Genomic DNA, 22,916 nt, shown 5'->3' with positions numbered 1-22,916 from the left:
AGACTGCGGAGAAATTCTTCTCCACAGCCTTTTGATTATTTTTGCAAGAACGCCTGTAAATCTGCAAATTGTCTCTTTGCATCCTCATAGCCTTGCTCATATAAATTTTGTAGTTTTGCTGTATCTTTTTCCATACGATCTACTTGAAGCGGCGCTTCTGGGCGGATCACAAATAAATTACCCGCTTGCTCTTCTTTTTCAATGTAGTGCAGCGTTTCGTTATACACCTCATAACGATTCAGCATCGTGTTAACAAGGTTCGGATATTTTTTATAAGCTTTCGCAGCAACCCAACCAAATTTTGATTTTTTCTTTGCGTAACCATGATTTCTCGTTAAAATAACGACTGATTTTTTAAATCCGTCTTCTTGCGCTTTACGAACTGGAATCGGATCAGAAATCCCGCCATCTAACAATTGCTTACCACGGTAATTTACTACTGGTGCAATGAAAGGTAATGAACTAGATGCTTGTAATAAATTTAGCGCATCATCATTCGTTCCCTCTTTTTCAAAGTAAATAGATTGTCCTGTTTCACAATCTGTTGTCCCTACAAGGAAACGCTCTGGACTATTGAAGTATGTTTCAAAATCAAACGGCACATGCTTTTCTGGAATTTCATGAAAAATGAAATCCATATCGAATAGTTGACGTTTTTTCCACAAGTTTTTATACGATAAATATTGTGGATGTGATGCATAATCAATATTGACTGTTTTATTTCTATTTCTTTGTCTGGAAAGATACGACGCTGCATGACAAGCACCAGCCGAGACACCAATCACATATGGAAAATATAAATCTTGTTCCATAAAATATTCTAATATCCCGCCCGTATATACACCACGCATACCGCCACCTTCTAATACTAACCCCGTATTTTCAAGCATGTTACTCTCTCCTCTATATATATTGACTCTTTAATTATTCACTATGTTAAGTATCTTTTTCTATTATATATGAGTTCTTTCAGAAATTATATTCAAAAGGCTTGAGAAAAAAGTATTTTTTCCTCCAATTATATTTCCAAATGATCAGAGACATCCTTTATAAACCTTTGAATAAAATCTTGCTCTTCTTTCGTATATCCATCTAAAAGTAACAGCCACTTTTCTTCCGCTTGTTTATGCAACTTTTCATGAGCTTTATATATTTCATTTCCTCTTTCCGTTAAGCGGAAGAAAATTTCTTTTTGATTATCTAACATTTGCATCTTCTCAACGAACTGCTTTTGAAATAACTTTGTACAAATTTTAGAGATCGCGCCCTTCGTCATTCCCATTTCTGTCGTAATAGCCGTTACATTCATGAGACCATTTTGTCCGATACACTCGATAACATGTAACTCAGATAAAGACATACCACTTACACCTGTTTCACGAAGAAACTTCTCATTATTTTCTTTCAAATGCTCTTCTTTTTTATGAAAAAGTGTACGAATATCCGAAATTATTTCCATTTGTTTCGCTGTACGTTCCAATCCATTCGCCTCCTAAGTTTCCAAAGAAACAATTTAACTATATACCATTTTAAAATCATTTCTCCATCTTTACAAGTGAGAAAATCATGTTAAAATAAATTTAGTTTCCTAAGAAACTAAAAATAAGGAGGTTAGCATTATGGAAAAAACCAAACTGAATTTCATTTTATATGTTGTCTGTATGAGTGCCTTACTCAGTTCCTTCGCTCAAAATATTTACACACCGATCTTACCGATGATTCAAAATTCGTTTCATACTTCTCTTTATCTTGTAAGTTTAACCGTTTCACTTTTCACATTCATTCTTGCGATTATGCAGCTCATATACGGACCTTTAATTGATACAAAAGGAAGAAAATCTGTCCTTATCCCTAGTTTAATTATTAGTACAATCGGCTCAATTGGTTGTGCTTTCTCACCAAACATTTACTTATTTCTATTTTTTAGAGCTGTTCAAGCTATAGGAATAGCGGCTATACCTGTAGTTGCAGCAACGATTATCGGTGATTTATTTGAAGGAAAAGAACGTGGAGAAGCGATGAGCCTTTATCAAATGTTACTTGCTCTCGCACCTGCGATCGGCCCTCTTATAGGTGGTTATCTCGGCAGTATACACGGCCACTTATCTGTATTTCTGTTTTTATCTACAATTGGCATCATCTTATTAATTATAAACATTTCACTACTTCCAGAGACAAAACCAAATGTAATTAAACAACCTAAAGTAAAAAAGAATTACTGGCTTATCTTAAAAAATAAAACTGGATTTTCTATTACACTTATTGGCTTTATTCAATTTTGTATGTATTTCTGTTTCCTGTTTTTTTTGCCTAGCATATTAACAAATATATATCATCTACACGCAAGTGAAATTGGTCTTATGTTTGTACCAATGTCCCTTTCTATTATGTTAGGAAGTTATTGCTACAAATTTTTGCAAAAACAGTTCACAACAAAGCAAGCTTTATTCATCACTAGTTTCTTCAATATTATATGTATCACTTTATTCTCTTTCGCATATAGCAACAATATCCCAACCGTCATTATCGTTACCTCTTTATACGGTTTTAGCATGGGACTTTCTATGCCAACTCACACTACTTTATTAACGGAAGAATTCGTACAAGAACGCGCAACAGCTATCGGTATGTACAACTTCATTCGCTATTTTGGCATGGGTACAGGACCTATTGTAGGTGGGTTTCTTTTATTTAATCAAAATTACTTTTGGATTTTCTTTATAGGAGCAATTACATTTCTACTTATAGTTTTATACGCAATAAAAATGTTACGTTTCTCTACCGCACAAAAGGCAAAATAGAGCCCCTGAAAGGTGGGCTCTATTTAAGCTCTTTGATCCGCAACAATATGAATATCAATATGCTTCGTTTGTCTCATAATTTCATTTACAATAGACCCTTTTCGTATTTCTTCCCATCTTGTTCTCGCTGATTGTCCGAGTAAAACTTGTGTTACTTGTAGTCTCTGGGCAACTTCGATAATAACATCAGCTGGTTTTCTTCCTTTTGCTTCTTCTAATACAAAACTCGCATCAAATTGATTCGTTAGCAACTTCCACTCTTCAATTGTTTGCTTTTTCCTTGCTGAAAGAGAATCTACATTTTCCCTCTCAACGTTTAACACATACAATTCAGCGTTTAACCGATCAGCCATGCGCCATCCCCGTCTTATTAATTTCTCTGCTGTTGAACTGTATTGTACACAAACGAGAATTTTTTCTTTTACGCCAATCGGTTCTATTAATGTTTGGCTAATTTTCTCGTCCATATCATCGGCAACTTCACGAAGCGATAACTCTCTGAGTGCCCCTAGATTATTAAGCGTAAAGAAATTTTGTAAGCTTTGCTGAATTTTTTCTTCCTTATATATCTTTCCATCCATTAATCTCTTCCTTAATATCTCGGGTGTTGCATCAACGAGCTGAATTTCATTTGCTTTTTGTAAAATAAAGTCTGGAATACGTTCCCGTACTTTTACATTCGTAATTTGAGCTACAATGTCATGAACGCTTTCTAAATGTTGAATATTAAACGCAGATAATACAGATATACCGGCATCTAACAATTCTTGCACATCCATGTAACGCTTCTTATTTTTAGACCCAGGAATGTTACTATGTGCAAGTTCATCCACTACAACTACTTGCGGGCCACGCTTTATAATTCCTTCTACATCAAGTTCATAAAATACTTTTCCTTTATACTCTATTTCTTTTAAAGGAACTTTTTCTAAATCAGCAATTGCTTCTTCCGTCTCTTTTCTACCATGTGTTTCAATTAAACCAATTACAATATCAATGCCGTCTTTTTTCATCTCTCGTGCATCAAAAAGCATTTTATAACTTTTCCCTACGCCTGGGGCAGCCCCTACGTATAGCTTTAATTTTCCACGATTTTGTTGACGAATGTATTCTAAATATTCCTCTGGCGTTCGCCTTTGAAACGTCGGTTTATAATCATCCGCATACAAAACACTCACAACCCTTCTTGCGAAACAACACTACCTCAATCCGTTAGATTGAGGTAGTACTGTTACTATTTCATTAATTTCTGTAATTCTAAGTTTAACTTTAAGACGTTTACGCGATCTTCTCCAAATAAACCGAGGGCAGCACCTTCTGTTTGTTCCTTAATCAATTGATTTAACTTTTCTTTCGGAATATTCGTTAATTTAGAGATACGATCTACCTGCACAGACGCTGCCTTTGGACTAATGTCAGGATCAAGCCCTGAACCTGAATTCGTCACTAAGTCTATCGGTACTTCTGTAACTGGAACGGTTGGATTTTGTTTCTTCCAGTCTTCCATACTTTTCTCTACTCGTTTCTCTAAATCTGGATTAGACGGTGCATAGTTATTTGAACCAGATGCTTCTGCTTTATATTCTATACTAGAGACACGTCCATGAAAATAACGTGGATCTGTGAAATTTTGACCGATTAATTTCGAACCAACTATTTCATCCTTATCATTATATATAAGACTTCCATCCGCATTATCCTTCATTACCGCTTGTGCAATACCAGTTACAATAAGCGGGTATACGAGGCCGCACAAAACTAAAAATGTAAAAGTAATACGAATAATTGGTGATAGTATACTTTGTTTCTTCGCCATCTTTTTCCCCTCTTCCTTATATGAACAAGCCGACAATCATATCAATTACCTTAATTCCAATGAACGGAACGATAACCCCGCCAAGCCCGTAAATGAGTAAGTTTCTGCTAAGCAATGCATTAGAGCTCATCGGTTTATATGCGATTCCTTTCATCGCTAATGGAATAAGTAATGGAATAATAACAGCGTTAAATATTAATGCTGATAAAATTGCTGACAGTGGTGACGTTAATTTCATAATGTTCAATGCTTCCATTTGCGGAATCGCAAGTGTGAACATCGCTGGAATAATTGCAAAATATTTTGCTATATCATTCGCAATACTAAACGTTGTTAACGCCCCGCGCGTCATTAACAATTGCTTACCAATTCCTACAACCTCAATAATTTTCGTGGGATTCGAGTCTAAATCAATCATATTTGCTGCTTCTTTTGCAGCTGTCGTACCGCTATTCATCGCTAATCCAACGTCGGCTTGCGCTAACGCCGGCGCATCATTTGTACCATCACCTGTCATCGCTACAAGCTTCCCTTTATCTTGCTCTGCTTTAATAACTGCAATTTTATCTTCTGGTTTACACTCGGCAACGAATTCATCTACACCTGCTTCTTTTGCAATTGTTGCTGCTGTTAATGGGTTATCCCCTGTACACATAACCGTTTTAATCCCCATCTGACGTAATTGTTCAAAACGCTCACGCATACCGGGTTTTACCGTATCCTTTAAATAAATTAAACCGTAAATACGATCATCTACTGCCACTACAAGTGGTGTTCCACCCTCTTTTGAAATGAAATCTGCTTTTTGATTCACATCTTTTGGAATCTTTCCACCTTGTGATCGAACCCATTCAATCACGCTACCTACAGCACCTTTTCTCACTTTCGTTCCGTCCTGTAAATCGACACCACTCATTCTTGTTTCTGCTTTAAACGGAACGAACTCCCCTTGTTCTGCAAGTTCTCGATTATATGATATAGATTTCGTTTGCACATATTCTATAACAGATCGACCTTCTGGTGTTTCATCTAAAACAGAACTAATAGCAGCCCACTTTCCAACTTGCTCAATCGTTTCATTTCCTACTGGAAGCAGTGTATGTGCCATTCGGTTCCCGAAAGTAATCGTACCTGTTTTATCTAAAATAATTGTATTAATATCGCCCGCAGCTTCCACTGCTTTCCCTGACATTGCTAACACGTTAAACTTTGTCACGCGGTCCATCCCAGCTATACCAATTGCCGATAATAACCCACCAATTGTCGTTGGAATTAAACAAACTAACAATGCTACAAGTACAGCTGTATCAATTTGAAACCCTAAATAATTCGTGAAAATTGGCAACGTCACAACAACGATTAAGAAAATAAGCGTTAAACTCGTTAATACTGTATTTAAAGCAATCTCATTCGGCGTTTTTTGACGAGCAGCTCCTTCTACTAATGAAATCATTTTATCAATAAATGATTCTCCAGGATTACTTGTAATAACAATTGTAATCTCATCACTTACGACCATCGTTCCGCCTGTTACGGAACAAAAATCGCCACCGGCTTCTTTTATAACAGGGGCTGATTCTCCTGTAATTGCAGATTCATCTACAGATGCTAATCCTTTGATTACTTCGCCATCATTTGGAATCATTTCCCCTTGTTTTACGATAACAACGTCACCTTTTCTCAGATCAGTGGCTGAAACTTGAACAATGTCTCCATTTTCTTTTACGACATTTGCAAATACATCTTTCCTCGATTGTTTTAAAGAATCGGCTTGCGCTTTACCACGGCCTTCAGCTAACGCTTCTGCAAAGTTAGCAAATAAAACTGTAAATAATAGAATGAGAGAAACTGTTATATTAAACCATCCTGGTACACTACTAGAACTGCTTGGGAGAAAAGATAAAATGAACGTAATGATAAACCCAATTTCCACAATGAACATAATCGGATTCTTTATCATTACTTTCGGATTCAATTTCGCAAAGGATTGTTTCATCGCATGCGTCACGATATCACGATCCAACGTTTTCGCTTGTCTAACTTCATCTTCTACAGCATGTATTTGTGAATCGTTCAATTGTTTTTCTTTTACTACTACCGGTCTCATTATTTACCCTCCATTACTTCAATGTAAGAAATTCTGCAATTGGGCCAAGTACTAACATCGGGAAAAATGTTAATGCACCAACAATTACAATCGTTCCAATAAAGATTCCTCCAAATAAACCATTATCCGTACGGAACGTTCCGACTGTTTCTGGTACTACCGTCTTCTCTTTCAATGAAGCTGCTACAGCTAGCATCGTAATTAAACTGAAATAGCGTCCTAAAAACATAACTAAACCAGTCGTAATATTCCAAAACGGTGTATTATCTGCTAATCCTTCAAATCCAGATCCATTATTCGCAGCTGACGATGTGTATTCATATACAACTTGCGTTAAACCGTGAAAACCGGAATGAGAAATCGCATCCGTTCCTAAACTTGTTGAAAGAGCTAATGCAGAAAATCCTAAGATAAGTAATGGATGAAATAAAATCGTTACTGCAATTAATTTCATTTCCTTACCTTCAATCTTTTTACCTAAAAATTCCGGTGTTCTTCCGACCATTAACCCAGATATAAAAACTGCAATAATTGCATACATAATAATATTAATAAAGCCCGCTCCAACACCGCCGTATACTGTATTCAACATCATATTTACGAGTGGAACTAAACCGCCAATTGGCGTTAACGTATCATGCATCGTATTAACGGCCCCTGTTTCAGCAGCTGTCGTTACTGTTGCGTATAGTGAAGAAAATACTGTTCCAAATCGTACTTCTTTCCCTTCTGTACTTCCTTGTACATGTTCGATACCCATTCCATTTAATGCCGGATTCCCGTTTAGTTCAGATGTCGTAATCGTTATAAATCCTAGTAAAAACACCATGAATAGTGAAACGAAAAGGATACGCCCTTGTTTTTTATTTCCTACCATTCGTCCGTACGTAAATGGAAGTGCTGTTGGTAATAACATCATAAGCATCATTTGCAAAATATTACTCATTTGTCCTGGATTTTCAAAAGGGTGTGTAGAGTTTGCCCCGAAAAATCCACCGCCGTTATTCCCAAGTTCCTTAATAGAAACGAATGATGCAACAGGCCCGCGTAAAATACTTTGTTTTGCTCCATCAATCGTTTGTGCTGTAACCGCCCCATCTAACGTTTGTGGTACACCAAGTGCGACAAAGACTAACGCTGCAATAAATGCGATAGGAAGAAACACTCTCGTTAACGCCCTCGTAAAATCAACGAAAAAGTTACCAAGTTCTTTTCCAGCAAGTCCTCTTATAAAAGCCATAACAATCGCTAACGTCGTTGCTGGTGCCGCAAACATTAAAAATGTAATCCCGATTAATTGTGATAAATAAGATAAACCATTTTCACCGCTGTAATGTTGTAAGTTTGTATCAGCCATAAAACTAATCGCTGTATTAAAAGCGAGCGTAGGCTCCATCCCTTCAATATGCGCTGGATTTAATGGCAATACACCTTGTAATCTAAAAATGAAATATACAACGACAATCATAAATCCGTTGAGTAGAACTAATGATAATGCATACTGTTTCCACGTTTGATTGTATCCTTTTACACCTGTAATTTTAAAAATAAGCTTCTCAAAAGGGCCGAATACTTTATCTAGCATTTTGCTACCTTGAAAGGCTTTCTCTAAATAAATCCCTGTTGGCTTTGCTACTAAAATAAACAAGAGCATTGTAATAATGACTGCAACCCAAATCATAATGAATGATTCCCCCTAATTAAAACTTTTCTGGATTTAATAATGCGTATACTAAGTACACCGTAATCGCTGCAACAATAACCGATAAGGCAATCATCATGATTGCTTCCCTTCTTTCACAACTTTATCTGACCAACTTGCAAGACTTGCCATCGATGCTACTAATACAACAAAAATTCCGATCATCACAACATCTAACATAACAATCCCTCACTTCAAATGTTAAAATTTACCATTAAAATATTAAAAAAGAACACTGAGCTCTACTCAGTGTTCAAAAAATGAACAACAAAAAGTAAACCTCCTCTCTAAACGCTTACGAGGTTAGCTGTCGGATTCGGGCCTAAAGAGTAGCCCTACTTTCAAAACTGAAAGATTCACCCCAAGTGACGATGCACAAAATTGGTTCCCCCGCTCCATTTCTGGAACTCAGCGATTTTAGGTTTTTTTTGGAAATTTGATAAATGATTTATGAGAGTAAATATACTCCTCTATATTTCACTTGTAAAGAGGTAAATTACTTAAAATAAGAAAATATTACGCTATTTAAACGCTTACATTACGTATTATTAATATTCTTTCATCTGTTTTCTTGTCTTTTCTTTCTTTTTCATAGAAATGACCTTATATATATATAAAAAGAGCGAATGTATATAAGCACCCCACTTAGGCACACTTAACATTCGCTCTCGTTTTCATTCAGAATTTATTTACCACGTAAAAAAGCAAGTAAATTTCTCCCACGGATATAAACTTGTGATAATTCTGCATGTAACTGCTCATATTCGATAATATCCGCCTCTAAATACAAAGCATCTTTTGATGGTAATAAAATATATGGCCCTGGAAAAATAGGATCAATCTGTGCCAATTTTTGAACCCTCTCGATCGATACCGCCCAACGATTTGCTATATCTCCAAATAGTAGTACCTTCATCATTTCTTCCCCCGCCCTATTCAAAAAATAAAAACGAAATATTATCACAGTTCGTAAACACGACAAATTTAGCTCCAATTGTTTCATAGAGCCGCGCTGGATATCGTTTATTCCTTGTAACAACAGTAATAGGCGCTTGAAAAGAAAAACGAATGTGTTCTGTGAAGAAACTAACTATTGGAAGCTCATCCCCTAGTAAAATCACCTTCTTAATTCGTGTGCAAATACTAGTAAAATCCTTCTCCTTATTACAGCTATAAGCTGATTCAAACCCATAATCTCTAACTTCAGCCGCTATCTCTTCATTGGCTGTAAAAATAATTAACTCATGCTGAAATGCTACTAGCTCTCTTAAACTCTTTACTTTGTTTTTTTCTCCAACACAAATAAGTGTTAGTTCCATGTACCTCATCCTCCTTAGCATAAAAGAATTCAAACGTAGATTGATATTCCCCTATACTAATCGGATCGATGAAGTGATGTATCCATCATGGCACCGTCCTCTCTCAAGACGCTTACGAAGTTAGCTGTCGGATTCGGGCTTTGAGAGTAGCCCTACTTTCAAAATGAAAGATTCACCCCAAGTGACGATACACAAAATTGGTTCCTCCGCTCCATATATTTGGACTCAGCGTATTACAAAAAATGTATTCTGGCTGATATATTACTCTTGTATTTGGAAAAAGTAAACAAAAAAAGCCAGTTGTAAAACTGGCCTTTTCATTCTTCATGCTTATGCTTTATTCAATTTATACGCAAAATGATTCGTCGGTCCATGACCACTACCAATATTCAATGGCTCTTCAATTGCTATACTAATAAATCGTTTTGCCTCTTGAACTGCCTCTTCCATTGAGTATCCTTTCGCAAGTCCAGCTGTAACTGCTGAAGCAAATGTACAGCCACTTCCGTGCGTTTGTTTCGAAGGAATTCGTTCACTTCTAAATTCAATAAACTCTTCTCCATCAAAGAGTAAATCAATTACTTCATTACCTTGATATTCCGCATGTCCGCCCTTCATAAGCACATATTTAGCACCTAATTCGTGCAATACTTTCGCAGCTTTCTTACTATCTTCTATATTATGAATCTCCATCCCAGTTAACACTTCAGCTTCTGGAACATTCGGTGTAATAACTGTTGCTACTGGTAATAAATATTCCTTTAATGCTTGAACTGCTTCTTGCTGTAATAATGATGCTCCTCCCTTTGCAATCATAACAGGATCTAGCACAATATTATTCCAACCAAATTTCTTAATCTGTTCTGCCACAATTTGAATAATTTCACTACTAAATAACATTCCTAGTTTCACTGCATCTGGTGTTAAATCCGTACCAATTGAATTCAGCTGTTCCGTAATACCTTCTAATGGAACAGGATATACCCCTTGAACGCCAAGCGTATTTTGAGCAGTAATTGCCGTAATAGCCGTCATCCCATACACACCAAGCTCTTGGAATGTTTTTAAATCCGCTTGAATACCAGCACCACCGCCGCTATCAGATCCTGCAATTGTTAAAGCTTTATTCACTTCCATCTCACTCATCCTTTTCTATCCAAAATAACGATGATAAATCGTCTTTGCTTCGCTTATATCTTTCGTTCCATGTACAAGTACACGGCCATCTTTGAAGGCAACTAACCTCTTTTCTTCAACAGAGAAAGATAGTAAATATGGATTTACATTTAAATCATTCACACGGCCTTCTAGTAGCTGTTTATATTGTTCAAAATCCATTTCTTCTTTATGAGGTGGTCTAATTTGAACTGTATTTCTCCCGCATAAAACTGCTGTTTTCGATGTGTTCTCTTTATTTAAATACGGATATAATGCATTCTCTCCGCACGAAGGACAATTATGTTTGCGAAGTTTTTGCACATTCATACATGAATACTCATTCTTCCACATATCAAACGATACAAGTCCATCTCGAAGTGATTTATAATCTTCTACTAACAGTTTAAGAGCTTCTGTTACTTGATGAGAAACGACAAGAGATACAGCAGGTGATATAATACCCGCTGTATCACATGTCGCCCCGCCAAGCGGAATCGATTGTAATAAACATGATAAACATGGTGTTTTACTAGGAAGAATTGTGTAAGAAAGACCGTAACTGCCTACACATGCACCATAAATCCATGGAATAGAATATTTTTGTGCTATATCATTCACAATAAAACGTGTTTCAAAATTATCAGTCGCATCAATCATTACATCAACGTTTGTAACAAGTTCTTCTAGCTCCTCAGCTGTTACATCTTGAACGAGGGCCTCTATTGTTACATCACTATTAATCTCTTCTAAACGCTTTTTAGCCGCTATAGCCTTCGGAAGATTATTTTTCACGTCGCTCTCTGCATACAATTGTTGTCTTTGTAAATTACTCCAATCGACATAATCACGGTCAACGATTGTTATCTTCCCAACACCAGCTCTTACAAACATTTCTGCATTTGCACTACCAAGTGCGCCTGCGCCGATAATAAGCACATGCTTTTCTCTTATCTTTTGCTGTCCTTCTTCCCCAATTGGAGAAAATAGTTCTTGGCGAGAATATCGATTATTCAACTACACTCATTCCTTCTAAAGGACTGCTTGCAGTTGCACAACGTTTACGTGCAATACGCCCCGCTTCAAAGCCTATGCGACCTGCCTCAATACCTAACTTCATTGCGTATGCCATCTTAATAGGATCTTTTGCTCCTGATACAGCCGTATTTAATAACACACCATCTGCTCCTAATTCCATCGCAAACGCTGCATCAGCTGGGCTACCAATACCTGCATCAACGATAACCGGTACTGTCGCTAGTTCAATAATGAAGCTTAAATTTAACGGATTTACAATACCAAGCCCTGAACCGATTGGTGATGCTCCTGGCATAATTGCATGCACACCTAGTTCTTGTAATTTACGTGCTAATACAACATCATCAGATGTGTACGGAAGTACGATAAACCCTTCTTCTAGTAACATTTCAGATGCCTTTAACGTTTCTACTGGATCAGGTAACAACGTTCTATCATCACCAATAACTTCAACTTTGATCATGTCACAAAGCCCTGAAGCTTTTGCTAATTTTGCAATACGAACAGCTTCTTCAGCATTTTTTGCTCCAGCTGTATTTGGTAATAACGTATATTTTTTCACATCAAGCTTCTCTAATAAATTAGGTTGCTTTGCATCAAATATATCCATACGACGTACTGCAAACGTTAAAATTTCAGCTTCAGAAACGTCAATTGCTTTTTGCTGTACGTCAAAATCAGGGAATTTCCCTGTTCCTAATAAAAGTCTAGACTGAAATGACAATGGTCCAATGTTTAACATAATCAACCGCCTCCTACGAAAGTTACAATCTCAATTTGGTCTCCATCAAAAACAGATGTATCTGTATGATCATCTTTTTGTAAAATATCTTTATTACGCTCTACTACAACAATTCTGTTATCTAACTCTAAATGTGTAAGTAACTCAGCTACTGTTTTTACACTCTCTGGTACTTCAATTTGGTTACCATTAATTTTTAAATTCAAACTTCCATCCCCTTTCTAAACCGTTTTAGAAAGCAACGAATCTAGCAAGTGATTCTCCTGCTTTCCTTCTATTAAATCCGCCATATATTGACCAGAAACAGGGCTTAATAAAATGCCGTTTCGATAATGGCCCGTACAAGCATATAAACCTTTTATTTCTTCATGTTCTCCCATATAAGGAGCTTCGTGATTCGATTGTGGTCTTAATCCTGCCCATGCGCTTTCCCACTCTGCTTCTTTTAAAGCTGGCAATATTGTATAAGCACGCTCTAATATAGAAGTAATGCTTTCCGATTGTACAGTTTTATTAAACGTATGCGGCTTCATCGTTGCTCCAATTACGTAACGTCCGCCGCGCTTTGGAGCAATATAAAATCTTTCTTGGAAAATAGGTGCCTTTAAAAGTGGTTTTCTACTTCTTACCGCTACTACTTCTCCTTTAACTGGATATGTACCCCATTCGCGGTGAAAGTGACCTAGTAACTTCGTGCTCCATGAGCCACCGGCAATCACCACTTTTTCGCATGTGATTATACCTTCGCTCGTAACAATACCAGTCACTTTATTATTTTCAATACGAATATCAAACACTTCTGTCTGTTCATATATATCCGCACCGGAAATTGATGCAGAATGCGCGAATGCTTTCGTAAGCTCTGGTGCAATAACGTGACCATCTTTCGGATAATATACCGCTCCTATAATGGATTCGGATAGAAATGGCTCTTTTTCCCGTAAATGGTCTCCCGTTAGAAAATATGAATCTTCACCTGTTTTCTGTTGCCAATCCATAATGTGAAGAATTCTTTCCTTCTCATCTTCGTTTTGTGCAATACGATATATCCCTTTCTCCTCATATCCAATATCAATACCCGTCTTTTCACGTAAAACTGTTGCAAGTTGTGGAAATATAGCTCGGCTTTCTCTAGCAAGTTCAAATAGCGGGTCATACGCATCCCATTCTGCTTGAACACCAAGCAGGCCAGCAGCTGCTTTAGAAGCTTCCGATGCAATTTTTTGCTTCTCTATAATTGCTACTTTATGTCCTCTTTCTGCTAGAAAATGTGCAACTGAGCTACCAATTACACCACCGCCAATAATCGCCACATCATACTTCTCACACATGTTTTTCCGCCCACTTTCTTATTGATTCCTTATAAGATTTCGCTTTGCTATATGGGTTACTACTACTTACAATTCCGGACATAACTGCTATACCGCTTACACCGTTAGTAAGAACATCTACTGTGTTTTCTGGGGTAATTCCTCCAATCGCTGTAATCGGTATAGATAAACAGCTTGCAATGTCTGAAATTTCTTCAAGTCCTCTCGCTGGCACACCTTTTTTACAATCTGTCGGAAATACATGACCATAAACGAGTGAATCCGCTCCATTTTTAAATGCTACTATCGCTTCCTCTAACGAGTGTACTGAATAACCGACATGCAAATAAGAAAACTTTTCTTTCACTAACCTTACATCTGCGCTTCGGTATCCTAGTTGAACACGCGGAATGTTTAATAAAATAGCGATATCAATTCGATCATTTATAACAAGCTTAGATGCTGGAAAGCCTTTTTTCAAAAGACTTTCCACCCCTTCATATAATTCCTTCGTACTTTTCTCACGCTCACGAATATGCAAATAATCAATCTCACTCTCAATTTGCATCGCTACATTCACTAACTCTTCGAATGGCATATGGCCATTTGAGATTACATGGAGCTCATTTTTCATATTCATTCGCCTACTTTAAAATGTTTTCGAATAATTCATCGGCAGGAACAATTTCTTTCGTCATTCCTTTGTCTTTCAACCATTTGTTTTGTTTCTCCCATGACTCTTTTGAATCTGATAAAAATGGCTCATCTTTCGTTTCCATCTTCTCTAATAAAATTTTCATGCTTTCTTTTTCAACTTCTGGTACAAGCGGGAAGTTTTCTTTTTCTTGATGATCTAATAAAATATTTAATGCTTCATCAGGGCTTTTCTTCATAAAATCATACCCTTTTTTTGCCCCACGTAAAAAGGCTTGCAATGCTTCTTTATCTTTTTTCAACGTTTTATCACCTGTTACGAAAACAAGTTCATGATAATTCGGCACACCATATTCTGCTGGATTAAAGTACGCTGGTTCATGGCCTTCATGACGCATAACAGGTACTTCATGATTAATGTATGCTCCTGTTACAGCATCCACTTTCTTCGTAATTAACGCTGGTACTAAATCAAAGCCAACATCAACTACTTTCACCGTATCAGGATTACCACCAGCTTCTTTTATCATCGTTTTTAAATATGCTTCACTTAAAGGAGTTCCAGAATATCCTACTGTTTTTCCTTCTAAATCTTTCGGTGATTGAATACCTGCTGATTTCAGCGATACGACATGATTTAACGGTGAACGTACGACAGCTCCAATTGATTTCACTGGAATTTGTTCATTTGCTCTGGCCATAACAACATCTGGCTGATAATACAAACCAACTGTCACTTTCCCTGCTGCAGCTAAAGTTAATGGATCAGTTGGATTAGAAGGGAATTTTATATTTACCTTTATTCCTTCTTCTTTAAAGTAGCCTTTTTCAATTGCTGCATAAATAAAGCTATGTACCGCATTTGGGTACCAATCGAGCATAACCGTTATTTCTTTCTCTTTTTTACTTTTATCTGATGCTGAATTACTCGAACATCCTGCAATCATTGCAACTAATAATGTAAACACAAAGATGCGTTTTAAAAATTTCATGAATGCTTCCTCCAACTAATGAATTTCTTTTCTAATATGGAAATAAGTATGACGAAGAAAATAGCTAATAATGATAACAATACAATGGGTGCAAATACACCAGCTCCATCTAACTGTGTCATCATTCTCTTACTGAAATAACCAAGCCCAGCTTGTGCACCGAGCCATTCACCGATTGCTGCCCCAATTACACTAAGCGGAACTGCAATTTTTAAAGCTGAAAAAAAATAAGGAAGAGCAGACGGTAACTTTAACTTAAGAAAAACATCTTTCTTCGTTGCTCCATATGTAACTAAGAGCTCCTCCCATTCTTTTTTCGTACTACGCAGTCCGTCATACGTATTGACCGCAATAGGGAAAAACGTAATTAAAACTGTAACAACAACCTTACTCCAGATGGTATATCCAAACCATAAAACGAAAAGCGGAGCAAGCGCTGTAATGGGAATCGTTTGTGAGGCAACTAATAATGGATAAAATGCCCTTTCCATCCATGTACTCGCATTCATTAACATCGCTAGCCCTACACCTAATACAATAGAAATAACAACACCTATTAAAACGACGTATAACGTTGCCGGTAAATGAACCGTAAATAATATGTCTTTTAGTTTCCATATCTTCATTACAATTGCTGACGGTGACGGTAAAATGTACATTTCATCTACAATTCTTGCTCCTATTTCCCACATAACGAGTAAAATGCTAGAAAGTGTAATGGCAGGAACTAATTCTTTCAATCGGTTCATCATACGAGTACCTGCCTTTGTAACATACTAAGAAGCTCATCTTTCAGCGCTAACACATCCGGTTTATATAAATCTTTTCGTGTTCTGTTATGATCAAGCGGCACAATCCGTTCAGTCAAAGTAGTTATCGGCTGCTGTTTCACCACTAAAATTCGATTCGAAAGAAACAACGCTTCTTCCACATCATGAGTGATAAATAAAATTGTTTTTTCCCACTCTTTCCATTGTTCAAACAACCATTCTTGCAAAGATGCCTTCGTTAAAGCGTCCAATGCGCTAAACGGTTCATCTAGCAATAATATCTCTCCTCCTGTTAATAATGTTCGGATAAAAGATACGCGCTGCCTCATACCGCCAGATAAATTTTTCGGGTATTTTCCCTCGTATCCTTGTAAACCAAATTTATGTAACAGTTCCTTTGCCTTTACTTGTGCTTCTTTCTTCTGTACACCCTGACATTCTAGTGGCAAAGCAGCATTCTCAATAATTGTTCTCCACGGCAGGAGCATATCTTTTTGAGGCATATACCCTACAGGGTGACTTTTTGTTTCTGTCAGCTCTATCCGTCCAGTACTGACTTCTTCTAAGCCTGTAATAAGACGAAATAGAGTACTTTTCCCGCAGCCACTTGGCCCAATAATGCTTACAAACTCTTTCTCTTGTATAGAAGCATTTAATTCATCGATGATTGGCTTCTCATCATAATGAAAAGAAACATTATGAAACTGTAGTATGTTCTTGCTCCTCAAATCCCCACATCTCCTTACGATAGGACATATCCCAGAATAAATATTCAAATCGACTGGAATATAAGAAAATCTCCTCTAATCTTTCTAGCTCTCGCTCTGACTTTCCAATTGCCATTTCATCTAATAAATCTATTAACCAAATACAAAGGTTACCGTATTCTTCAGAACTATATCCTTGAATCCACTCACCAAAGAACTCATGATCTCTCGCTCCAGGAATATCATTTAAACGCTTTCCAATTTCCCAATAACTCCACATACATGGAAGAAGTGCTGCTATTAATTCCGCAAGTGTGCCATTTTGAGATACAGACATCATGTAATTTGTATAAGCTAAATTTTTAGCAGATGGTTTTGCTGATTCTATCTCCTCTATAGAAATTCCAAGTCTTTTTGCATACTGTTTATGGATCGTCATTTCTCCATTTAATATTCCATCAATTTGTTCAGCAAATTTTCCCATTACTTGTGGATTCGTTGCCTTTACAACACCGATGGCATATAGCTTTGCATAATCTAACAAATATAAATAATCTTGAATAATGTAATACTGAAACTTATCTTTTTCTAACGTGCCATCCCCCATCCCTACTACAAATGGATGATTATGACTCATCTCCCAAACTGGTTGTACAGTTTCTAACAATCTATTGCAAAATTTCATTTCTATTTCCCCCTTCAATATATGTATCTAAATAAAAAACCACTTCTATAATCAGAAGTGGTTACAACAAATAAAATTATAGTTTATTCGTTGTTCCACTTCCCTTCGCTAGTATTACCTAGATCAGGTGTTGTAAGGGTTAAGGATTATTCCTCTCTCAGCACGAAAAGCACCCCTAGTGGTTTCAATATAAAATTTTCAAATAAAAAAGCCCCGTTTCTATACGCAAAGAAACGGGGACTCATCATTAGTGTCCGAATTGCTTCCCTACGCTAGCATAATCTAGATCAGGTAATGAAAAGGATCAAAGACTTAAGGTCTTACTCTCAGCTGGCAACACCAGCTCTCCTAGCAAACTATAAAATTATCACTGTCAGTATAACACCCTAATAAGACATCATCAACTGTTTTAATTTTCTCAATTGTCAACAAAATTACAGAGTTATATAATACTTATTATTCTATTTCGTAAAATAAAATCCTAATTAATTCTATAAAAAGGAATCATTATCCTGAAAAAATTTATTTTTATATTGATTTCATATTACATTTATGTGAATACACCCACTATATTATATCTTTATACTATAATAAAATTACAACTAACTATACAACTAGAGGAGGTCTCTATTATATGAATATGAAAGCTACAGCTCTAACAGCAACTACTGTCGCAATCGCCTCATTACTTCCTTCTATGGGCGAAACAAATGTACAAAAAGCAAACGCTGAACAATTATCTAATGTCAAAACTGGATATGTCAAAGTCGATCAAGTAGCCTTACATAAAGAAGATAATACAAATAGCACATCACTTGATACAATTCGCTTTAATACGAAAGTTAACATACTTAAAACAACGAAGGATTGGTATAAAGTATCTGTTAATAATAAAGTAGGCTATGTACAAAAAGATGCTATTCTGCAAAAAAACAAACTTCAATCTACTAATCAATACATCGTCAATGCTAATGCATTGAACGTTCGCTCTGAACCTAATTTAGAATCTTCCATTTTAGATGTATTACCAAATGGTAAGTTCGTGACTATTCAAGGAGAACAAGGCGAATGGTATAAAATTTCACATAACGGTCAAACAGGTTATGTACAAAAAGCATTCGTATCTAATGGTTCGCAACCCTTAGTAAAAGGAATCACAGTTCAAAATGATACGAAATATACTGTTGCAACACCTAAATTAAATGTACGTAGCAATGCTAGCACAAATGGCACTCTACTTGGTTCTTTACAAAACGGTACACAGGTACAAGTAGTAGAAACAGTAGGAACTTGGTATAAAATTCGTTTTGGCACAGGATACGGGTATGTGGCCAAACACTACGTGGTACAAAATCAACAGCAATCACAAGCTCAAACAGCTCAATCTTCAGCTATTCCAGCAGTTTTCAAATTCCCTACTCAAGGAAAAATCAGCTCAACCTTTGATATACGCTGGGAACAAATGCATTATGGAATAGATATTGCAGCACAAGGTAACGTCTCCATTCAAGCTGCCGCTGCAGGTAAAGTTATTAAATCATATTATTCAGCTAGTTATGGCAATGTAGTGTTCATCGCCCATCAAATAAACGGGAAATTATATACAACAGTTTATGCTCATATGAAAGATCGCACTGTACAAGCTGGTGATCAAATACAAACTGGACAATTACTAGGTCATATGGGTAACACAGGTCATTCATACGGACAACACCTCCATTTCGAATTACATAATGGAGAATGGAATTTTGAAAAAACAAATGCAGTAAATCCACTGCCGTATTTAGTTAGGTAAATTGTATGCCACGCAATATACCTCTCTTCATTGAATACTTAGCCTTTTTAGGTTTAATCTGTTGTTTAATAATTTACAATACAAACACTGTATTTTTATCTATTATCATTGCTTTTGTTGCTCTAGAAATTATGATGGAGTCATTTCAAGTGCGACTAAGGCAAAAAGTTGCCCATGTTTATAATGCTATTTTTCTATTAAGTGCCCTTATAACAAATGTTATTAGTAATGGCTTTTATTTATCTACTATAATTCCCGTATTCTTTATGGCTGTTTTATTATTCATAGCTAGATACATTAATGTCCCTAATAATAAAAAACATGAACAAGAAGCTTAGAAAGAGGAGACACTGTGTACCAATCTTTCAAAGATAACACAATGAAATATATATTGAATTTATACGGAAAACTAAATACTTTTTTTGGTATACAAGGAAGTTATACTGCACAACTTCTCCTATATGGAATGCTATTTCTCATCTTAATCACTTTCTCCTTGTTTTACTAACAAAAAAGGATCTCACATAACATTGAGATCCTTTTTAATTTATATTAATTTTTCATATGTAAAATACTGTTTAGCCACAAGCATATTTTTCATAAATAAAACTAAGATTATATTTTTTCTCTAAACCCATTCTTTGTTCATCGTCACACCAATAGAAAAGAATATCATGAATCGTCGCATAACGCTTATTTTTAAGAAATAGTTTAAAGAATGACGGTAAACAATCATGTAATTGTATAAATATATAATTGCGTAGTATTTCCTCTTTATATTCAATGCCCTTACAAATATACAGTAATTCTTCACAATAATATGCATGCTGTGGAACTTGAATCATTTCGAAAAATGGCACGTATGATAATAACTTTCCGATAAAATGGTTATATCGATCCATTATACCTATTGTCATATGTTCCATCATTTCTTTCATCACATATAAATAATCATCTACATGAGTTGTCTTTAGTGGATCTAATCGATCTGAAATTTGAGAAAGTACAGCTCTTTGACAAGCTAAAACTACTTGACTAGGTCCATAATATGATAGAAAATCTGTACACTTACGATACTTTCGCAACAAGTCATGTGTATATAAATCATACACAAAAGTATTACAATACATCGCTAGACTCATCATATCACTATTCAGCTGCTCTTTTGACTGTGCTTTAGCCCTCTTACACATATAGAAGAATGTAAACTCTAATATTTCTTTTTGAGATAATAGATGTTTACAATTTGTTATACATTTCTCATTAAATTTAACTCTATCCCAAATTTCTACATCCCCATCTGTTAATTCCCCGACACGATATTTAATAACTAAATAGTTTAAAGCAACTGCTTGTGTCAAAAGATCCCATGTTTCATATTCCAATGAAGTTTGGACAAATTCAGCTAGCCCTTGTGTTACCATAAAAGTATTTGCCTCTTCATACCAACCAATCTCTTGACATAAACGAAGAATACGTACTAAGGTTGGAATTTCATCTTTATGAAACTGTGGTAAATTCTTTACTCTATTCATACCATAAACGATAACTGCTGCTAAATTTTCTTCTTTATAAAATTCTTTTTCTTTCCATGCTAATATAGTTCGCTCTTTTCCTTCACCTTTTGGGTGACAAGGTACAAGTAAAGATAATAATTCAGCAAAATTATTTGGTTCTATATATGTATCTGTAACCAAATTCCAATTTGGATCGCCCTGTACAGCCCTCATATAATTCCCCTTCCCTTTTTATCCCGCTATTTGCCGGGCAGTAAGACGCCCACCTCAAAATCCAGTGAATGCGAGGAAGTTAGGTGGGAAATAAAACTGCCGATAAAAGCCCGATTGGTTCAACGAATAATCATTGGCAGATGGACAAAACCCCCAATAATTAAAGTTTCACTTTATCTACGTAGGAAATATTAATTCATTATTACAACACTAAAAATAAATATTGTTATATTCAAAACCTATCATAATACTTATATCTATCAGTATATCACTTTTTCTCTTATTTAAAATTAGGAATGAAAAATTTAAATAAACTGTCGAAAACCTTAACTATGTACTTATTATATAATGTCTCAGATACATCACGCTAATATATTAGTTTAATCCACATATACTAGAATAATGTATCTGATTTTTATCCATCATTTATCCCACTATTTGCGGACAATAACACTTTCACTAATTAAAGTTTAACTTTATTCCGTACGTTCCGAGATTTCACTTAAAGCGAACCCAGCCTGATCATCTGCCACTTCTCTTATAGCTAAATCACCTAATGCTAGCATCCCGACAAGTTGACCGCCCTCAACTACTGGCAATCGTCTAATTTGATACTGTGCCATTAATTCTGTAGCTTTTTCAATAGAATCATCTGGAGAAACCGAAACAATGTTTGTCGTCATTACATTTGTAATTTTATTAGACCCAGGATGTTTTTCAGCAATCCCTCGAACAACTAAATCTCGATCAGTAACAAGCCCAACGACTTGTTCATTTTCAAGAACAGGAATCAATCCAACTGATTCTTCCTTCATTTTTACAGCAGCCTCATATACATTATCTAACGGTGTACAATGTACAATATGAGTACTCATAAAGTCTCTAACTTGCGTCATTTTTTATCTCCTCCTTTTAATACATACCATAGTTTTTCCTAAATCCCTTTATTTATTTGAGGAAAATAAGATGATAAAAAAGAGGATTATACACAATAAAAAAGAGCCAGCATATTGCTGACTCTTTCTTTATGACCCGTACGGGATTCGAACCCGTGTTACCGCCGTGAAAGGGCGGTGTCTTAACCACTTGACCAACGGGCCATGGCTCCGCAGGTAGGACTCGAACCTACGACCGATCGGTTAACAGCCGATAGCTCTACCACTGAGCTACTGCGGAATAAATATATGGTGGGCCTAAATGGACTCGAACCATCGACCTCACGCTTATCAGGCGTGCGCTCTAACCAGCTGAGCTATAGGCCCATATACTTTACAGGGGCAGTAGGAATCGAACCCACACTGGAGGTTTTGGAGACCTCAGTTCTACCTTTAAACTATGCCCCTAAATGATGCCGGCTAGAGGACTTGAACCCCCAACCTACTGATTACAAGTCAGTTGCTCTACCAATTGAGCTAAGCCGGCATAAAAAAAATGGTGGCTCGGGACGGAATCGAACCGCCGACACGAGGATTTTCAGTCCTCTGCTCTACCGACTGAGCTACCGAGCCTTATTAAAAAAATGGCGGTCCCGACCGGGGTCGAACCGGCGATCTCCTGCGTGACAGGCAGGCATGTTAACCACTACACCACGGG

The 22,916-nt window shown here is 36.4% G+C and carries 25 protein-coding genes, 6 tRNA genes and 4 riboswitches; of the genes, 3 read left to right on the top strand and 28 right to left on the bottom strand.

Translation table 11 applies throughout. From position 1 onward, the window contains the following. Positions 1 to 35 precede the first annotated feature (35 nt). Both JDS95_RS20575 and JDS95_RS20570 read right to left on the bottom strand, forming a co-directional pair. The gene (locus tag JDS95_RS20575; protein ID WP_000892696.1) at positions 36 to 890 is read right to left on the bottom strand and encodes a patatin-like phospholipase family protein; all 855 of its coding nucleotides are present in this window, start codon (positions 888 to 890) and stop codon (positions 36 to 38) included. Between the two features lie 128 nt (positions 891 to 1,018). After that, complete coding sequence (locus JDS95_RS20570) at positions 1,019 to 1,480, bottom strand: MarR family transcriptional regulator (protein WP_000442447.1); 462 nt, start codon at positions 1,478 to 1,480, stop codon at positions 1,019 to 1,021. Positions 1,481 to 1,619: 139 nt separating this feature from the next. Between JDS95_RS20570 and JDS95_RS20565 the strand changes: the two genes are divergently transcribed. Then, positions 1,620 to 2,801, top strand: a complete 1,182-nt coding sequence (locus JDS95_RS20565; protein WP_199690757.1) for an MFS transporter — start codon at positions 1,620 to 1,622, stop codon at positions 2,799 to 2,801. A gap of 23 nt (positions 2,802 to 2,824) precedes the next feature. Here the strand turns inward: JDS95_RS20565 and kdpDN are convergent, their stop codons facing one another. The 18 genes from kdpDN to tenA all read right to left on the bottom strand — a co-directional run bounded on the left by kdpDN (position 2,825) and on the right by tenA (position 17,798). Then, positions 2,825 to 3,979 carry a KdpD-like non-kinase potassium sensor gene (kdpDN, locus tag JDS95_RS20560; protein WP_002042697.1) on the bottom strand — a complete coding sequence of 385 codons (1,155 nt, stop codon included), beginning with the start codon at positions 3,977 to 3,979 and terminating at the stop codon, positions 2,825 to 2,827. Positions 3,980 to 4,035: 56 nt separating this feature from the next. Next, positions 4,036 to 4,617 carry a K(+)-transporting ATPase subunit C gene (gene kdpC, locus JDS95_RS20555; RefSeq protein ID WP_001085547.1) on the bottom strand — a complete coding sequence of 194 codons (582 nt, stop codon included), beginning with the start codon at positions 4,615 to 4,617 and terminating at the stop codon, positions 4,036 to 4,038. A 16-nt stretch (positions 4,618 to 4,633) separates the two neighbouring features. Next, positions 4,634 to 6,724 carry a potassium-transporting ATPase subunit KdpB gene (gene kdpB / locus JDS95_RS20550; protein ID WP_001247985.1) on the bottom strand — a complete coding sequence of 697 codons (2,091 nt, stop codon included), beginning with the start codon at positions 6,722 to 6,724 and terminating at the stop codon, positions 4,634 to 4,636. A 13-nt stretch (positions 6,725 to 6,737) separates the two neighbouring features. Continuing rightward, complete coding sequence (gene kdpA, locus JDS95_RS20545) at positions 6,738 to 8,405, bottom strand: potassium-transporting ATPase subunit KdpA (RefSeq protein WP_000638325.1); 1,668 nt, start codon at positions 8,403 to 8,405, stop codon at positions 6,738 to 6,740. Positions 8,406 to 8,424: 19 nt separating this feature from the next. Further along, the gene (kdpF, locus tag JDS95_RS20540) at positions 8,425 to 8,505 is read right to left on the bottom strand and encodes a K(+)-transporting ATPase subunit F (protein WP_000972378.1); all 81 of its coding nucleotides are present in this window, start codon (positions 8,503 to 8,505) and stop codon (positions 8,425 to 8,427) included. Next, entirely contained in the window at positions 8,502 to 8,606 is a 105-nt protein-coding gene (locus JDS95_RS20535; protein WP_000887889.1) for a SipW-dependent-type signal peptide-containing protein, read from the bottom strand. Before JDS95_RS20535 ends, kdpF begins: the two co-directional genes overlap by 4 nt. Positions 8,607 to 8,704: 98 nt before the next feature. After that, positions 8,705 to 8,850, bottom strand: a riboswitch (cyclic di-AMP (ydaO/yuaA leader). 261 nt (positions 8,851 to 9,111) lie between these two features. Beyond that, positions 9,112 to 9,345 (bottom strand): hypothetical protein, encoded by a 234-nt coding sequence (locus JDS95_RS20530; RefSeq protein ID WP_199690756.1) that lies wholly within the window; start codon positions 9,343 to 9,345, stop codon positions 9,112 to 9,114. Between the two features lie 13 nt (positions 9,346 to 9,358). Further along, positions 9,359 to 9,745, bottom strand: a complete 387-nt coding sequence (locus JDS95_RS20525) for a hypothetical protein (protein ID WP_139823476.1) — start codon at positions 9,743 to 9,745, stop codon at positions 9,359 to 9,361. Between the two features lie 93 nt (positions 9,746 to 9,838). Next, a riboswitch (cyclic di-AMP (ydaO/yuaA leader) is annotated at positions 9,839 to 9,986 on the bottom strand. An 89-nt stretch (positions 9,987 to 10,075) separates the two neighbouring features. Then, positions 10,076 to 10,882: a bifunctional hydroxymethylpyrimidine kinase/phosphomethylpyrimidine kinase gene (gene thiD, locus JDS95_RS20520; protein ID WP_085450164.1), complete on the bottom strand. Its 807-nt coding sequence runs from the start codon at positions 10,880 to 10,882 to the stop codon at positions 10,076 to 10,078. 15 nt (positions 10,883 to 10,897) lie between these two features. Then, entirely contained in the window at positions 10,898 to 11,917 is a 1,020-nt protein-coding gene (thiF, locus tag JDS95_RS20515) for a thiazole biosynthesis adenylyltransferase ThiF (RefSeq protein ID WP_001065429.1), read from the bottom strand. Further along, positions 11,910 to 12,680, bottom strand: coding sequence for a thiazole synthase (gene thiG / locus JDS95_RS20510; protein WP_085450165.1), 771 nt, complete (start codon positions 12,678 to 12,680; stop codon positions 11,910 to 11,912). The genes thiF and thiG overlap by 8 nt, the downstream gene beginning before the upstream one ends. A gap of 2 nt (positions 12,681 to 12,682) precedes the next feature. Beyond that, entirely contained in the window at positions 12,683 to 12,886 is a 204-nt protein-coding gene (gene thiS / locus JDS95_RS20505; protein WP_001049505.1) for a sulfur carrier protein ThiS, read from the bottom strand. A 15-nt stretch (positions 12,887 to 12,901) separates the two neighbouring features. Continuing rightward, positions 12,902 to 14,011: a glycine oxidase ThiO gene (gene thiO / locus JDS95_RS20500; protein WP_085450166.1), complete on the bottom strand. Its 1,110-nt coding sequence runs from the start codon at positions 14,009 to 14,011 to the stop codon at positions 12,902 to 12,904. Then, positions 14,004 to 14,624 (bottom strand): thiazole tautomerase TenI, encoded by a 621-nt coding sequence (gene tenI / locus JDS95_RS20495; protein WP_000787162.1) that lies wholly within the window; start codon positions 14,622 to 14,624, stop codon positions 14,004 to 14,006. Before tenI ends, thiO begins: the two co-directional genes overlap by 8 nt. Positions 14,625 to 14,634: 10 nt before the next feature. Then, a complete protein-coding gene (locus tag JDS95_RS20490) occupies positions 14,635 to 15,636 on the bottom strand; it encodes an ABC transporter substrate-binding protein (RefSeq protein ID WP_000670425.1) in 1,002 nt (333 codons plus the stop codon). Beyond that, complete coding sequence (locus tag JDS95_RS20485; protein WP_002059286.1) at positions 15,633 to 16,385, bottom strand: ABC transporter permease; 753 nt, start codon at positions 16,383 to 16,385, stop codon at positions 15,633 to 15,635. Before JDS95_RS20485 ends, JDS95_RS20490 begins: the two co-directional genes overlap by 4 nt. Further along, positions 16,385 to 17,134: an ABC transporter ATP-binding protein gene (locus tag JDS95_RS20480; protein WP_199690755.1), complete on the bottom strand. Its 750-nt coding sequence runs from the start codon at positions 17,132 to 17,134 to the stop codon at positions 16,385 to 16,387. The genes JDS95_RS20485 and JDS95_RS20480 overlap by 1 nt, the downstream gene beginning before the upstream one ends. Next, on the bottom strand, positions 17,103 to 17,798 hold the full coding sequence (gene tenA, locus JDS95_RS20475) for a thiaminase II (protein ID WP_000666918.1): 696 nt from the start codon (positions 17,796 to 17,798) through the stop codon (positions 17,103 to 17,105). Before tenA ends, JDS95_RS20480 begins: the two co-directional genes overlap by 32 nt. Before the next feature lie 83 nt (positions 17,799 to 17,881). Then, a riboswitch (TPP riboswitch) is annotated at positions 17,882 to 17,985 on the bottom strand. A gap of 60 nt (positions 17,986 to 18,045) precedes the next feature. Beyond that, positions 18,046 to 18,158, bottom strand: a riboswitch (TPP riboswitch). Positions 18,159 to 18,432: 274 nt separating this feature from the next. Between tenA and JDS95_RS20470 the strand changes: the two genes are divergently transcribed. Then, positions 18,433 to 19,593 carry an SH3 domain-containing protein gene (locus JDS95_RS20470; RefSeq protein ID WP_001056044.1) on the top strand — a complete coding sequence of 387 codons (1,161 nt, stop codon included), beginning with the start codon at positions 18,433 to 18,435 and terminating at the stop codon, positions 19,591 to 19,593. Positions 19,594 to 19,598: 5 nt separating this feature from the next. After that, a complete protein-coding gene (locus JDS95_RS20465; protein WP_001137816.1) occupies positions 19,599 to 19,931 on the top strand; it encodes a hypothetical protein in 333 nt (110 codons plus the stop codon). 240 nt (positions 19,932 to 20,171) lie between these two features. On the opposite strand, the gene JDS95_RS20460 is transcribed toward JDS95_RS20465, so the two are convergent. The 8 genes from JDS95_RS20460 to JDS95_RS20425 form a co-directional block, all read right to left on the bottom strand. Continuing rightward, entirely contained in the window at positions 20,172 to 21,323 is a 1,152-nt protein-coding gene (locus JDS95_RS20460) for a DUF3965 domain-containing protein (protein WP_001203043.1), read from the bottom strand. Positions 21,324 to 21,799: 476 nt separating this feature from the next. Beyond that, positions 21,800 to 22,219, bottom strand: coding sequence for a CBS domain-containing protein (locus tag JDS95_RS20455; protein ID WP_000195541.1), 420 nt, complete (start codon positions 22,217 to 22,219; stop codon positions 21,800 to 21,802). 132 nt (positions 22,220 to 22,351) lie between these two features. Next, positions 22,352 to 22,423: transfer RNA gene (locus tag JDS95_RS20450), tRNA-Glu, on the bottom strand. A gap of 1 nt (position 22,424) precedes the next feature. Continuing rightward, positions 22,425 to 22,499, bottom strand: a tRNA-Asn gene (locus JDS95_RS20445). A 9-nt stretch (positions 22,500 to 22,508) separates the two neighbouring features. After that, positions 22,509 to 22,585, bottom strand: a tRNA-Ile gene (locus JDS95_RS20440). 10 nt (positions 22,586 to 22,595) lie between these two features. Further along, positions 22,596 to 22,666 (bottom strand) — tRNA-Trp (locus JDS95_RS20435). 6 nt (positions 22,667 to 22,672) lie between these two features. After that, positions 22,673 to 22,745 (bottom strand) — tRNA-Thr (locus tag JDS95_RS20430). 10 nt (positions 22,746 to 22,755) lie between these two features. Beyond that, a tRNA-Phe gene (locus JDS95_RS20425) sits at positions 22,756 to 22,831 on the bottom strand. Positions 22,832 to 22,916: the final 85 nt, after the last annotated feature.

This window comes from Bacillus cereus group sp. N24, assembly GCF_016483345.1.
Taxonomy (GTDB): Bacteria; Bacillota; Bacilli; order Bacillales; family Bacillaceae_G; genus Bacillus_A; species Bacillus_A toyonensis.
Note: the sequence above shows the minus strand (reverse complement) of the source record. Positions and strands in the feature narration are given on the sequence as shown.

Coding starts and splice junctions, on each gene's coding strand:
- tenA (WP_000666918.1), bottom strand. CDS start 17,798: ATGAAATTTTGCAATAGATTGTTAGAAACTGTACAACCAGTTTGGGAG.
- JDS95_RS20525 (WP_139823476.1), bottom strand. CDS start 9,745: ATGGAACTAACACTTATTTGTGTTGGAGAAAAAAACAAAGTAAAGAGT.
- JDS95_RS20575 (WP_000892696.1), bottom strand. CDS start 890: ATGCTTGAAAATACGGGGTTAGTATTAGAAGGTGGCGGTATGCGTGGT.
- kdpA (WP_000638325.1), bottom strand. CDS start 8,405: ATGATTTGGGTTGCAGTCATTATTACAATGCTCTTGTTTATTTTAGTA.
- tenI (WP_000787162.1), bottom strand. CDS start 14,624: ATGAAAAATGAGCTCCATGTAATCTCAAATGGCCATATGCCATTCGAA.
- JDS95_RS20490 (WP_000670425.1), bottom strand. CDS start 15,636: ATGAAATTTTTAAAACGCATCTTTGTGTTTACATTATTAGTTGCAATG.
- kdpF (WP_000972378.1), bottom strand. CDS start 8,505: ATGATGATTGCCTTATCGGTTATTGTTGCAGCGATTACGGTGTACTTA.
- JDS95_RS20455 (WP_000195541.1), bottom strand. CDS start 22,219: ATGACGCAAGTTAGAGACTTTATGAGTACTCATATTGTACATTGTACA.
- JDS95_RS20535 (WP_000887889.1), bottom strand. CDS start 8,606: ATGTTAGATGTTGTGATGATCGGAATTTTTGTTGTATTAGTAGCATCG.
- JDS95_RS20460 (WP_001203043.1), bottom strand. CDS start 21,323: ATGAGGGCTGTACAGGGCGATCCAAATTGGAATTTGGTTACAGATACA.
- thiG (WP_085450165.1), bottom strand. CDS start 12,680: ATGTTAAACATTGGACCATTGTCATTTCAGTCTAGACTTTTATTAGGA.
- thiD (WP_085450164.1), bottom strand. CDS start 10,882: ATGGAAGTGAATAAAGCTTTAACAATTGCAGGATCTGATAGCGGCGGT.
- JDS95_RS20565 (WP_199690757.1), top strand. CDS start 1,620: ATGGAAAAAACCAAACTGAATTTCATTTTATATGTTGTCTGTATGAGT.
- kdpB (WP_001247985.1), bottom strand. CDS start 6,724: ATGAGACCGGTAGTAGTAAAAGAAAAACAATTGAACGATTCACAAATA.
- JDS95_RS20465 (WP_001137816.1), top strand. CDS start 19,599: ATGCCACGCAATATACCTCTCTTCATTGAATACTTAGCCTTTTTAGGT.
- kdpC (WP_001085547.1), bottom strand. CDS start 4,617: ATGGCGAAGAAACAAAGTATACTATCACCAATTATTCGTATTACTTTT.
- JDS95_RS20485 (WP_002059286.1), bottom strand. CDS start 16,385: ATGAACCGATTGAAAGAATTAGTTCCTGCCATTACACTTTCTAGCATT.
- thiO (WP_085450166.1), bottom strand. CDS start 14,011: ATGTGTGAGAAGTATGATGTGGCGATTATTGGCGGTGGTGTAATTGGT.
- JDS95_RS20470 (WP_001056044.1), top strand. CDS start 18,433: ATGAATATGAAAGCTACAGCTCTAACAGCAACTACTGTCGCAATCGCC.
- JDS95_RS20530 (WP_199690756.1), bottom strand. CDS start 9,345: ATGATGAAGGTACTACTATTTGGAGATATAGCAAATCGTTGGGCGGTA.